The following is a 12416-nucleotide window of genomic DNA, read 5'->3' on the forward strand; positions in this document are numbered from 1 at the left end:
GAGACATACAATAACTATGCGTGTGCGGCTTCCGCCCAATATGGGAAGTCACGCCACCAACGATTTGATAAGTTAAATAAAGTCATCGTATGCCTCACTGGATAAACCGATAATTTGGCCTTAAGCCGTCTTGCGTACTAGTTAACTGGATCGCACTGCTTGTGTCAAGCACTTTGTTAATTTATTAGGAAAGTTTGTTATTAACGGAAATTGGAGAAGATACACAATGTCGCAAGTGTCGACGTCATTATTGACTCGCTATGATTTACATAGCCATACGAAAGCCTCTGATGGAGAGCTTTCTCCCGAGGCTCTGATTGAACGGGCGATAGAAATGGGCGTCAATATTTTAGCGATAACAGATCACGATACTTGTGACGGCTTAATTCAGGCTAGACGTTATCTCATTGACAATGAAAGACCGCTTGAACTAATCAACGGCGTCGAAATTTCAACGTTGTGGGAAAACATTGAAATTCATATTGTTGGGCTAAATTTTTCAACTGCGCACCCTGCAATGGTTCAATTGTTGCAAGAACAATCAGAACGACGTTTAGCACGCGGTATCGAAATAGGGCATCGTTTACAAAAAGCGGGAATTGATAACGCTTGGGAAAATGCACAACAAATTTCTGGGGGCGGACAAGTGACTCGGGCGCATTTCGCTCAATATATTGTGAAGATAGGGAAAGAAAAAACGATAAATAATGTATTTAAACGTTATTTATCTAAAGGTAAAACAGGGTATGTACCCGCTAAATGGTGTACTATTCAAGAGTCTATTGACGCTATTCACGCCGCTGGTGGTATTGCCGTTTTGGCTCACCCTTCAAAATATCAGTTATCTAACAAGTGGTTAAAACGACTAATTGCATATTTTAAGCAATGCGGAGGGGATGCGATGGAAGTCTCGCATTGTCAGCAACCTGCTAATGAAAAACAATATTTAGCTGAACTTGCTAAGAATGTGGATTTACGCACTTCTGTAGGCTCCGATTTTCATCGTCCATGTTCTTGGATAGAACTCGGTCGCAACCTATGGTTACCCAATGACGATGACGCAGTTTGGACTCTTTGGCATGAAGTAAAAAATAGCTAATTCATTGATGTATTAATAATGCGGTGTAAACTAATCAATATGGATTATGTTTGGCGCATGAGTCATTCGATTGTTATAAAAGATAGTACCATTTTTAGGTGTTTTGCCGTGTGATGCTGTCGATACCAAAACGTTGAGGTATGTATGAGTCAGTTTTTTTATGTCCATCCGGACAACCCGCAGGCACGGCTAATAAGCCAGAGTGTTGAAATCTTAAATAAGGGGGGAGTCGTCGTTTATCCCACCGATTCAGGCTATGCCATAGGTTGTCGTCTTGAGGAAAAAGATGCGTTACAACGTATTTGTCGTATCCGTCAGTTAGATACTAACCATAATTTCACCTTAATGTGCCGTGACCTTTCTGAACTATCGAACTATGCTCATGTCGATAATACCGTCTTTCGCTTAATTAAGAATAATACGCCGGGTAATTATACATTTATCTTACGGGCTACTAAAGAAGTGCCTCGCCGTTTAATGAATGAAAAGCGCAAAACAATTGGTTTGCGTGTGCCGTCGAATCCTATTGCTCGCGATTTACTTGAAGCCGTGGGGGAGCCACTGATGTCGACCAGCTTAATTATGCCTGGTGATGATTTCACTCAGTCTGATCCAGAGGAAATCCGTGATTTGTTAGATAAGCAAGTCGATTTAGTGATCCACGGTGGTTACATTGGACAAAAACCCACAACTGTCATCGATTTTACTGACGATACGCCTGTTGTTGCACGAGTTGGAACGGGCGATCCTAGGCCTTTTGAATAAATTTTAGTGGCTTAATCAGGGAAAGTGTATTGAAAATGCAGTATACAGATAAGTAATAGGGGATCAGGATAAACCTGTGTATAATGCGCGGGTTTTTAATTTAATCCTTTTGGATTGAAGTTAATGCTTTATCCAAGAGGTCATTTGACGCCTGTGAAGGCGACAGCAGAGGGTTACATGAGCGCTAAACCGCAAAAAACTGAAAAATTACAAAAAATCCTTGCTCGATCAGGGCATGGGTCACGCAGAGAAGTCGAAACATTCCTACAAGCAGGCCGTATCAGTGTTGATGGTAAAATTGCCACATTGGGCGATCGGGTTGAAGTTAAAGCGGATACTAAAATTCGTTTAGATGGTCGTTTATTGGCGATTAAAGCACCTGAAAAAGAAATTTGCCGTGTCATGGCTTATTACAAACCGGAAGGCGAACTGTGTACACGTCATGACCCTGAAGGTCGCCCGACTGTATTTACACGTTTACCAAAGTTAACAGGTGCAAGATGGATAGCGGTTGGTCGTCTAGATGTAAATACCAGCGGCTTATTGTTGTTTACGACAGATGGTGAATTAGCCAACCGTTTAATGCATCCAAGTCGCGAAGTTGAACGTGAGTATGCGGTGCGGGTCTTTGGTGAAATTAATGATGCTAAAATTCGCCAGTTAACGACAGGTGTCCAGTTAGAAGATGGTCCAGCTTCTTTTAAAACGGTTTCATATCGTGGTGGAGAAGGGATGAACCAATGGTACAACGTAACGTTAACTGAAGGCCGTAACCGTGAAGTTCGCCGTCTTTGGGAATCTGTTGGGGTGCAAGTTAGTCGTTTGATCCGTGTTCGCTATGGTGACCTTGACTTACCAAAAGGTCTACCACGGGGTGGTTGGACTGAACTGGGTTTAGAGCAAACTAACTATCTGCGAGAGTTAGTTGGTTTGGCGCCAGAAACTGAAACTAAAGTTGCGGTTGAACGCGATCAACGTCGTATTAAAGCTAATCAAATTCGCCGTGCAGTAAAACGCCATACGCAAGTGGCCTCACGTCCAGCCTCAAAACGCCAATCCTCAAGGCCGACAGCAAAACGTCGCACGCGTATCTAAAACGCTATCCATATTTTGTTATTTAAGATGCGCAGGGATAAAAACCTGCGTTTTTTGTATTTAAAATTTCTGCCAATAATCTCCTTTCTGACCGGTTATATGATAAATATGCATGATGATATGTATGCTACAAATTGATATCAATGATGCTATCAGACTGTCTAACATGCTGAGTCTACTATAACAACTGAAACCCAATTAAGGAATTACACTTGGAATTTGGTTGGTTTTTTTCGCTCACTATTAACAAATGCAGGTCTAGCTCACATTATTATTAACATTATTAATAATAGATAATATTTATGAGATATCAGTCTCGTTTTGATGAAAACAAAAGGCTTAATATTATCAACGCTGTGGGATGTGAATCACAAAATTTGCATTATTTACCGAGAGCAATAGAAAAATACGCCACAGAGCATATTACTTACACATTAGTTACACAGTTTATCCAAATGAATAAAGAATGGTTTTTAAGTGGATAAACCTGAATAAGGATAAAGCATGAAAAAAATAACACTGACGTTGAGCGCGGTTGCATTGGCATTAAGCTTTACAGCAACTTCTCAAGCAAAAATTCCAATGCCAGAAACCGTTAGCCCTGGTGTTACTGTTGTTGAACTTGCTCAACAACAACCTATTCATTGGGTCTCCATTGAGCAAATTAAGCAAAGCTTAGAGGGAAAAGCACCAATGGCGGTTGGTTTTGACATCGATGATACGGTGTTATTTTCAAGCCCTGGTTTCTACCGCGGTCAACTCGAATTTTCGCCAAATGATTTTAGTTATTTAAAAAATCCACAGTTTTGGGAAAAAATGAATAACGAGTGGGACAAATTTAGCATGCCCAAAAAAGTGGGTATTGATTTAGTCAAAATGCACTTAGATCGTGGTGATACTGTTTATTTCATTACAGGTCGTACTGAAACTAAAACTGAAACAGTGACTAAATACGTGCAAGAAGGCTTAAAGATCCCAGCAGATAAAATGCAGCCGGTGATTTTTGCTGGTGAAGGGGAAGGTAAAAATAATAAAGTAAGCTGGATGCGAGACCATAAATTGACAATTTATTATGGGGATGCGGATGCGGATATTGCAGCGGCTCATGAGTTAGGTATCCGTGGTATACGTATTTTAAGAGCAGCAAACTCATCTTACCAACCGTTACCAAAAGCCGGACGTTTTGGTGAGGAAGTGGTTATTAATTCAGAATACTAATTCTGAAAGCTAATCAGTGAGGAGGCGATAAAGCCTCCTATTAACTCGTCTTTTAATTATCTACAATAATCGGGCTTGCCTATATTGAGATATTGCTCTTTATTATATAGGTTACCAATCTATTCCTTTTTGCGCTTTAATTCCTACATCAAATGCATGCTTAATTGGACGCATCTCGGTTACAGTGTCTGCTAACGCTAATAAATCACGGTGGCACCCTCTACCCGTAATGATAACGGATTGATTGGAAGGCCGATTCTGTAACGCTTGAATGACATCATTTAACGCCAGATAATGGTAGCTCACCATATAAGTTAGCTCATCAAGTACAACTAAATCATATTGTGGGTCGTTCAATAACTGTTTGGCATAATGCCAAGTTTCAAGGCAAGCAAAGGTGTCGGTTTCTTTATTTTGCGTTTCCCATGTAAAGCCTGTGGACATGACATAAAAAGGTACTCCGTGAGGCTCTAATAGTTCGCGTTCTCCGTTGTCCCAACTTCCTTTGATGAACTGAACAACACCCGCTTTTTTACCGTGACCTACAGCGCGACAAATAGTGCCAAATGCCGCAGTGGTCTTGCCTTTGCCATTGCCTGTAAAGACAATTAAGATCCCGCGTTCAAGCTGTGCCATCTCAATACGTGCGTCCACTTTTGCTTTTAGGCGTTGTTGGCGCTCTTCATGTCGGTTTTGGGACATTGTCAATTACTCCGCTGCGCCCGGTTTACGTCCAGGTTGAGCATCATAGCTTCCTCCTGTTTTACGCAAGCTATCATCGCCCATTAAATAAATATAAATAGGCATAATATCGGCGGGTGTTTTCAGTTTTAGCGGATCTTCATTAGGAAATGCGCTGGCACGCATACTCGTCCTTGTACCCCCTGGGTTAATACAATTTACCCTCAGATGACTTTGTTTATATTCTTCGGCTAAAACTTGCATTAAGCCTTCTGTCGCAAATTTAGAGACAGCGTAAGCCCCCCAACCAGCACGCCCCTGTTTACCCACACTTGAACTTGTGAACACTAAGGAAGCATTCGGTGCTTTAAGCAATAGGGGAAGTAGCGCCTGAGTTAGCATGAATGTTGCATTTACATTGATTTGTATCACATCATGCCACAGGTCACTGGGCTGTTCAGTGATTGGCGCGACCACGCCAAGTATTCCTGCATTATGCAAAACGCCATCCAAATAGGGGGCATGTTCGGCTATTTGTGAGGCTAATTTTTGACAGTCACCAATAGTCGCTGTTAATAAGTCAAGTATGTAGCAAGGTGTGACTTGCCCTGTTAATGCTGTAATTTCTTGCCCTACTGCGTCTAATTTATGGCGCGTTCTACCTACAAGGATTAAGGATGCACCAAAGCGCGCATAGGTGAGAGCGGCTTCACGACCAATGCCATCACCGGCACCTGTAACAAGGATGGTTTTACCCTTTAATAGGTCTTGTCTAGGCTGATATTGGAGCATATTCTTTCCTATCATTTGTAATGAATAACAATCTTTATCATCGCACTGTTTGCGAACATTGGCTAATCTAACATAGATATCGACGAAGTTTATCGTGTTATGCATGGTTTTTTTCTGGTTGTTTATGTGTAATCGTGAGACTATTTTGTATTGAAGATAAATATCAGAAGGATCAAGTTGTGGAGTATTTCTCTTTATATGGTTTGTTTTTAGCAAAAGTTGTCACAATCGTTGTTGCAATTGTTTTGCTAGCTATTTTTGTATTTGGTGTAGGTATGCGTAAACAAGGTTCAAAGGGAGCTTTGAAAATCACGGATTTAGGCGAAAGCTATCGTGAACGACAACGTCAAATGCAACAAGTTAAAATGAATGAGTCAGAGCATAAAGTATGGCTAAAAGCGTTCAAAAAACAGCAAAAAGTGAAATTAAAAAGTGAGAAAACAGGGGCGAAACTAGGGCAAACGGAGGTTAAAAAACCGTGTTTATACGTCTTAGACTTCAAAGGAAGTATGGATGCTCGTGAAGTGACTTCTTTACGTGAAGAAATCAGTGCTGTTCTAGCTGTAGCCGATCAACAAGATGAAGTTTTATTAAGGCTAGAAAGTCCGGGAGGAATGGTTCACGGATATGGATTAGCTGCATCTCAATTATTAAGATTGAAAGAAAAAAATATCCCACTGACCATTGCAGTGGATAAAGTTGCTGCGAGTGGCGGTTATATGATGGCGTGTATTGCGAATAAAATTGTTGCGGCGCCATTTTCTATTATTGGTTCTATTGGGGTAGTGGCACAAATTCCTAATATTCATCGCTTATTGAAAAAACATGATGTTGATGTTGAGCTTCATACTGCTGGTGAATATAAGCGTACATTGACAATGTTAGGTGAAAACACTGAGCAAGGGCGCAAAAAATTTGTTGAGGACTTAAACTCAACTCATGAGCTGTTTAAGCAATTCGTTCATCAAAACCGTCCATCTCTTGATATCACATCGGTGGCTACAGGAGAATATTGGTATGGTTCGCAAGCGCTAGAAAAAGGGCTGGTGGATAGTATTGGTGTTAGTGATGACATTATTATCAATGCAATAGATACGAAAGAAATAGTGGGTATTCGCTATGTATTAAGTAAAAAAATGATGGATAAGTTTATGGGGAGTGCAGCAAACAGCGTGGATAACTTATTATTGCGCTGGTGGCAGCGAGGTCAAAAACCATTACTGTAATCTGCATTGAAATTTGCAAAATGGTATTTTCAATTTGGAACTAATTACCGGCATGATAGCCGGTAATTTTCATTTGGATGATTAATATTTAACTAGTCGTTATTACTGAGTTGGTATTGTTCTGAGAAAACATGAGCAAGATGTTTGTACATATTAAAAGCAGCGGTGCTTTTTAATGTGGGAATATTATTTTCATCTAAAAAGAACTCACCTTTGAACACTAACGTTCCTCGGTGCTGTTCAACCGAGTCTACAAACATGCCATGAATATAATCATCATGTTTCTTGATGATATCATTGGCTTTTTTAAGTAGTTCTTCTTTAGTGATGAAAGATAGATTGTCTTGCATAACATGGCTCCCTTGAAAAAATAATTGGTTGCTTCTAGCATTTTATCAGGTAGAGTGTGTGGTTTTCAATTACGACTTAATACCTTTATATGGTTAAAATCAGTCAACTAGAAGACTTTTGTGTTCTTGTAGCATAACGTGACTGACTTTATAAGTTTTGTTTCAACACAAATAATTGTTTAAAAATATATTGATATATTGTGATTGTGTCGCAATATAAAAAAGAGATTCTCATTTTACGCATTTTAATGTAGAAATGCGTCATAGTTGATATTTAGGTAAAGGTAAATATGGGTAAAGCTCTTGTTATAGTGGAGTCCCCGGCAAAGGCCAAAACGATCAATAAGTATCTTGGCAGTGGCTACGTTGTTAAAAGCAGCGTTGGCCACATTCGTGATCTGCCGAAAAGCGGCTCTGGTTCACAAACCGGCTCACAAAAGAGTACAGGCTCATCTACCGACAAAACAAAGAAAGCTAAAAAAGATCCGCGTGATGCTTTAGTTAAACGTATGGGGATCGATCCTTATCATGGTTGGGAGGCGAATTATCAAATTCTACCCGGTAAGGAAAAAGTGGTTTCTGAACTTAAATCACTGGCAGAGGATGCTGATCACATCTACCTCGCAACGGACTTGGACCGAGAGGGAGAGGCGATTGCATGGCATTTGCGTGAAGTGATTGGTGGTGATGATTCACGTTTTAGCCGTGTCGTGTTTAATGAAATTACAAAGAACGCAATCACTCAAGCATTTGATAGCCCTGGTGAACTCAATATTGATAGGGTAAATGCTCAGCAAGCGCGTCGCTTTATGGACCGTGTTGTGGGCTATATGGTTTCTCCACTTTTGTGGAAAAAAGTGGCTCGCGGCTTATCTGCGGGACGTGTTCAATCGGTTGCAGTTAAACTGATCGTTGAGCGTGAAAGAGAGATCAAAGCATTTGTTCCTGAAGAGTATTGGGAACTGCATGCGGACTTAGCAGATAAAGATATCGCTAACTTACGCATGGAAGTCACCTCCCAAAGTGGCAAAGCGTTTAAACCAGTTAATAAAGCGCAAACTGAAGCTGCGGTTAAATTACTTGAAAAAGCGCGCTTTGAGGTTATTGACCGCGAAGACCGTCCAACGTCAAGCAAACCAAGTGCGCCTTATATCACCTCAACGTTACAGCAAGCGGCAAGTACACGTCTTGGTTTTGGGGTGAAGAAAACCATGATGATGGCTCAGCGTCTTTATGAAGCAGGTTACATCACATATATGCGTACTGACTCTACCAATTTGAGCCAAGACGCATTAGAGATGGTTCGCGGCTATATTAACGACAACTTTGGCGCTAAATATCTGCCAAAAGATGCCAATGTTTATAGCAGTAAAGATAATTCTCAAGAAGCGCATGAAGCCATCCGTCCTTCTAGTGTTGATGTTCTCACTGATTCACTAAAAGACATGGAAAATGATGCAAAAAGGTTGTATCAATTAATTTGGAATCAATTTGTAGCTTGTCAAATGACACCTGCAAAATACGATTCAACAACCTTAACTGTTAAAGCTGGGGATTTTGAACTGAAGGCCAAAGGGCGTACTCTACGCTTCGATGGTTGGACGAAAGTGATGCCTGCGCTGCGTAAAAACGATGAAGATAAAACGTTACCTCCAATACAAGTTGGGTCTGAATTATCTTTAGTTGAATTATTACCTAGTCAGCATTTTACTAAACCGCCAGCACGTTTTAGTGAAGCGTCCCTAGTTAAAGAGTTGGAAAAACGCGGTATAGGCCGACCATCAACCTATGCTGCGATTATTTCAACTATTCAAGACAGGGGGTATGTCAAAGTTGAAAACCGTCGTTTCTATGCGGAAAAAATGGGTGAAATTGTTACTGATCGTTTAGAAGAAAACTTCAATGATCTGATGAACTATGATTTTACCGCTCGCATGGAAGACCAACTTGACCATGTTGCAAACCATGATGCCGAGTGGAAAGCCGTGTTGGATGAGTTCTTCTCTGATTTTAGTAAGCAATTAAATATTGCCGAAAAAGATCCAGAAGAAGGCGGTATGCGCACGAATCCAATGGTTATTACATCAATTATTTGTCCTGATTGTGAACGCCATATGGGTATTCGTACCGCATCAACAGGGGTATTCCTTGGGTGCTCGGGCTATGCATTGCCACCGAAAGAACGTTGTAAAAAAACCATCAACCTGATTCCTGAAGATGAAGTACTCAATGTGCTTGAAGGGGATGATGCAGAAACGAATGCGTTAAGAGCAAAACGTCGTTGTCCGAAGTGCGGTACAGCGATGGACAGCTACTTGATTGATAATGGTCGTAAATTACATGTGTGTGGTAATAACCCTGCATGTGAAGGCTATGAAATTGAGGAAGGCGAGTTTCGTATAAAAGGTTATGAAGGCCCTGTCGTTGAGTGCGACAAGTGTGGCGCTGAAATGCACCTAAAAATGGGGCGTTTTGGTAAGTACATGGGGTGTACTAATGAAGAGTGTAAAAATACACGTAAGATCTTAAAAAGTGGTGAAGTTGCTCCACCAAAAGAAGATCCGGTGCCATTACCTGAACTGCCATGTGAAAAATCAGATGCTTACTTTGTATTACGTGATGGTGCGGCAGGTGTGTTCCTTGCTGCGAACACCTTCCCTAAATCAAGGGAAACTCGTGCACCTCTCGTAGCTGAGTTACAGCGTTTTAAAGACCGTTTACCTGAAAAATTAGCCTATTTAGCGGATGCCCCTGCGAAAGATGGTGAAGGTAACCCAACAGTAGTTCGTTTTAGCCGTAAGACGAAACAGCAATATGTTTCTTCTGAAAAAGACGGTAAAGCAACGGGTTGGAGTGCGTTTTACGTTGATGGTAAATGGGAAGTCAAAGAAAAGTAGTTTCATTGACGACGTCAACATAATAGAAAAAACCAGTCACCGATTTGTGACTGGTTTTTTTATGTCATTACATCGTCAGTTAGTTTTAATAACCCCTGTTAGGTCAACGAGTTGTCTATGAAAAGCTTATTTAAGAAGGATAACGCTTTTTCGTTAGTAAGCGTTTCATTATCAAATAATAAGTGAAAAATAATTGGAGAAACCACAAAATTTATGAGTAATTCATTTGGGATTATTTGTTCGCCACGCTCTTGAGCTCTGCTATTGATGATGTTGAGTTGTTCCTCGATTATCAGGGTGCATTTTTTTGCTGCACAACCTTCCTTTGCATAAATAATTTCTCTCAACATATTCATACCCGTAGGAGAGCTCATTTCTTCATAATATTGTTCTACCCATTCGGTGATATCAGCTTGGTAATTCCCCATATCATTGGGGATCGTATCAGGATGCAGCTTTTGCACTGCAACATCAGCAAGCAGCCGATTGAGATCTCCCCAACGCCTATATATGGTTGAAGCTGGCACACCAGCCTCTGAAGCAATGGTATATACTGACAGCGTTGATGGCGTATTTTCTTCAAGTAGTTTGTTCACTGCCCGATAGACAGCCTGTTGTATCTTTGCGCTTCGCCCACCTGTTCTTAGCGATTTGACTGATATTTCCATATATTTACTCATTATTTATTAATGCAATAATATTGCGTTAATGATGATTGTTTTATATTATAGCATTTTTATTGCGTTAAGGTATTTTCATGCGTCATAAACTCTTGCAATATAAATTTAGCTCTACTCAAAATATTGTTTATTTAACATCTATCTTTATGTTTGTACTGGCTTTTTCTAGTGTTCCTACGCCGTTATATCATATCTATCAAGCTAAGTTATCATTTTCTACTTTTACACTCACTATCATATTTTCAGCTTATGCATTGTCGTTATTGACCACATTGATAATCGCAGGGGCGATTTCTGATTATATTGGAAGGAAGCCAATTATATTGATTTCTCTCACTTTGATATTACTTGCGGATGGTCTATTTTATTCAGCAGATTCCGTTACTATTCTTATTTTAGCGCGTGCTGTCCAAGGAATAGGGACCGCGTTAGCAACCGCGACATTATGTTCCGCGATTATTGATGTCAATAAGCAACTAGGTTCACGAATCAACAGCTTTGCTCCAATGGCAGGCATGGCAGTCGGAATGCTCATATCTTGCGCAGGGGTAACTTATGCTAGCGAGCCATTAAAAACAACATTTGTTATTGTAGGCATAATTTTATGTGTTTCATTGTTGGCATTGTGGTTTACAACAGAATCCGTTAATAAGCAAAAAATCACTTCGAAAATATTTAAACCATCACTAACGATGCCGGTGAATTCGCGAAAACGATTTGCGTTAATTTCACCAATTAACATATCACTATGGATGTTAAGTGGTTTTTATTTATCATTAATGCCTTCACTACTCGCGGCTGCTTTTGGTGATATTAACATTTGGGTCAGTGGATCTGCTTTTTTGTTTCTCACTATTTCTGCATCAATAACAATTATTTTTATCAATAAAATTCAGTATGATGGATTTATGAAAGTTGGAATATTATTGCTATTCATAGGGGTAATCCTTTTACTGTTTGGCGTCAATATTAATAGAGTTTTACTGCTTTTTGTTGGTAGCTCTTTAGCTGGAATGGGGTTTGGTATCTGTTTTATGCAAGAGATGGCAGTATTATTAACTGATGTTGATGCCACAATAAAAAGCCGTGTGTTATCTGTTTTTTATATCGAAAGCTATTTGGCGTTTTGTGTACCGGTACTCGTTACAAGTTTTGCATTAAATAGGTATGGGGCTTCTCTCGTTACAGCGGCCAATATCTATGGGGGCGCTATCCTTTGTTTACTTGGCATTGCCATAGGTAAAAACTACTGTTGTGCTAACATTATTGCAGTTCAGAGTCGTTAATTAAGCCTTTGTCATATTGCAAAATCGCATCAATTAGATTGATAACATTTTTGGAAAGCCAATTAAATATACTTAATATGAATGTTTAATTTGGGGAGCCGAAAATAGATATTTAATCAATATTCATTTTAGGATAAGAGAAAGATAGAAAGACAATTGTGATATGACTATCATTTGGTAACTAAACTAAAATTTACCAGCAAAATGATATCTTATTTATGTTAACTTAGGGGGATTCATTGGCGACGATGAATTAACAGTATCAGTTCTTACCTTATATAGAGAATAAGGTAAGTCGATGGAATGATAGAGAAATGTTATCCACCG

At 39.9% G+C, this 12416-nt stretch carries 11 protein-coding genes and 1 other annotated feature (1 of these 12 cut by a window edge); of the genes, 7 read left to right on the forward strand and 4 right to left on the reverse strand.

What is annotated here, in order from left to right; translation table 11 throughout:
* Positions 1-65 (reverse strand) — a sequence feature (Trp leader region) (it extends 36 nt beyond the left edge of the window).
* Positions 66-226: 161 nt separating this feature from the next.
* The 4 genes from rnm (at position 227) to aphA (ending at position 4177) form a co-directional block, all read left to right on the forward strand.
* Entirely contained in the window at positions 227-1099 is an 873-nt protein-coding gene (gene rnm, locus ACLPIE_RS03005; RefSeq protein ID WP_430259517.1) for an RNase RNM, read from the forward strand.
* A gap of 144 nt (positions 1100-1243) precedes the next feature.
* Complete coding sequence (locus ACLPIE_RS03010) at positions 1244-1864, forward strand: L-threonylcarbamoyladenylate synthase (RefSeq protein ID WP_430259519.1); 621 nt, start codon at positions 1244-1246, stop codon at positions 1862-1864.
* A 177-nt stretch (positions 1865-2041) separates the two neighbouring features.
* On the forward strand, positions 2042-2959 hold the full coding sequence (rluB, locus tag ACLPIE_RS03015; RefSeq protein WP_430259521.1) for a 23S rRNA pseudouridine(2605) synthase RluB: 918 nt from the start codon (positions 2042-2044) through the stop codon (positions 2957-2959).
* Between the two features lie 504 nt (positions 2960-3463).
* The gene (gene aphA, locus ACLPIE_RS03020) at positions 3464-4177 is read left to right on the forward strand and encodes an acid phosphatase AphA (protein ID WP_430259523.1); all 714 of its coding nucleotides are present in this window, start codon (positions 3464-3466) and stop codon (positions 4175-4177) included.
* Between the two features lie 111 nt (positions 4178-4288).
* Here the strand turns inward: aphA and cobO are convergent, their stop codons facing one another.
* On the reverse strand, positions 4289-4879 hold the full coding sequence (cobO, locus tag ACLPIE_RS03025; RefSeq protein ID WP_430259525.1) for a cob(I)yrinic acid a,c-diamide adenosyltransferase: 591 nt from the start codon (positions 4877-4879) through the stop codon (positions 4289-4291).
* A gap of 6 nt (positions 4880-4885) precedes the next feature.
* Positions 4886-5650, reverse strand: coding sequence for a YciK family oxidoreductase (locus ACLPIE_RS03030; RefSeq protein WP_430259869.1), 765 nt, complete (start codon positions 5648-5650; stop codon positions 4886-4888).
* Between the two features lie 179 nt (positions 5651-5829).
* Here ACLPIE_RS03030 and sohB point away from each other — a divergent pair, with 179 nt between their 5' ends.
* A complete protein-coding gene (gene sohB, locus ACLPIE_RS03035) occupies positions 5830-6876 on the forward strand; it encodes a protease SohB (RefSeq protein ID WP_430259527.1) in 1047 nt (348 codons plus the stop codon).
* 92 nt (positions 6877-6968) lie between these two features.
* Here sohB and ACLPIE_RS03040 read toward each other — a convergent pair whose 3' ends face one another.
* Positions 6969-7226, reverse strand: a complete 258-nt coding sequence (locus ACLPIE_RS03040) for a DUF2498 family protein (RefSeq protein ID WP_430259529.1) — start codon at positions 7224-7226, stop codon at positions 6969-6971.
* Positions 7227-7516: 290 nt separating this feature from the next.
* Between ACLPIE_RS03040 and topA the strand changes: the two genes are divergently transcribed.
* Positions 7517-10123: a type I DNA topoisomerase gene (gene topA / locus ACLPIE_RS03045; RefSeq protein WP_430259531.1), complete on the forward strand. Its 2607-nt coding sequence runs from the start codon at positions 7517-7519 to the stop codon at positions 10121-10123.
* Positions 10124-10221: 98 nt separating this feature from the next.
* On the opposite strand, the gene ACLPIE_RS03050 is transcribed toward topA, so the two are convergent.
* Positions 10222-10791 (reverse strand): TetR/AcrR family transcriptional regulator, encoded by a 570-nt coding sequence (locus tag ACLPIE_RS03050; protein WP_430259533.1) that lies wholly within the window; start codon positions 10789-10791, stop codon positions 10222-10224.
* A gap of 89 nt (positions 10792-10880) precedes the next feature.
* Between ACLPIE_RS03050 and ACLPIE_RS03055 the strand changes: the two genes are divergently transcribed.
* Entirely contained in the window at positions 10881-12089 is a 1209-nt protein-coding gene (locus ACLPIE_RS03055) for an MFS transporter (protein ID WP_430259535.1), read from the forward strand.
* Positions 12090-12416 lie beyond the last annotated feature (327 nt).

The organism is Providencia sp. Me31A (assembly GCF_050487165.1).
Classification (GTDB): domain Bacteria; phylum Pseudomonadota; class Gammaproteobacteria; order Enterobacterales; family Enterobacteriaceae; genus Providencia.

What these genes read in the sequence shown, in the direction of transcription:
- rnm (WP_430259517.1), top strand. Translation starts at nt 227, where the DNA reads ATGTCGCAAGTGTCGACGTCATTATTGACTCGCTATGATTTACATAGC.
- rluB (WP_430259521.1), top strand. Translation starts at nt 2,042, where the DNA reads ATGAGCGCTAAACCGCAAAAAACTGAAAAATTACAAAAAATCCTTGCT.
- ACLPIE_RS03050 (WP_430259533.1), bottom strand. Translation starts at nt 10,791, where the DNA reads ATGGAAATATCAGTCAAATCGCTAAGAACAGGTGGGCGAAGCGCAAAG.
- topA (WP_430259531.1), top strand. Translation starts at nt 7,517, where the DNA reads ATGGGTAAAGCTCTTGTTATAGTGGAGTCCCCGGCAAAGGCCAAAACG.
- ACLPIE_RS03030 (WP_430259869.1), bottom strand. Translation starts at nt 5,650, where the DNA reads ATGCTCCAATATCAGCCTAGACAAGACCTATTAAAGGGTAAAACCATC.
- aphA (WP_430259523.1), top strand. Translation starts at nt 3,464, where the DNA reads ATGAAAAAAATAACACTGACGTTGAGCGCGGTTGCATTGGCATTAAGC.
- ACLPIE_RS03040 (WP_430259529.1), bottom strand. Translation starts at nt 7,226, where the DNA reads ATGCAAGACAATCTATCTTTCATCACTAAAGAAGAACTACTTAAAAAA.
- cobO (WP_430259525.1), bottom strand. Translation starts at nt 4,879, where the DNA reads ATGTCCCAAAACCGACATGAAGAGCGCCAACAACGCCTAAAAGCAAAA.
- ACLPIE_RS03055 (WP_430259535.1), top strand. Translation starts at nt 10,881, where the DNA reads ATGCGTCATAAACTCTTGCAATATAAATTTAGCTCTACTCAAAATATT.
- ACLPIE_RS03010 (WP_430259519.1), top strand. Translation starts at nt 1,244, where the DNA reads ATGAGTCAGTTTTTTTATGTCCATCCGGACAACCCGCAGGCACGGCTA.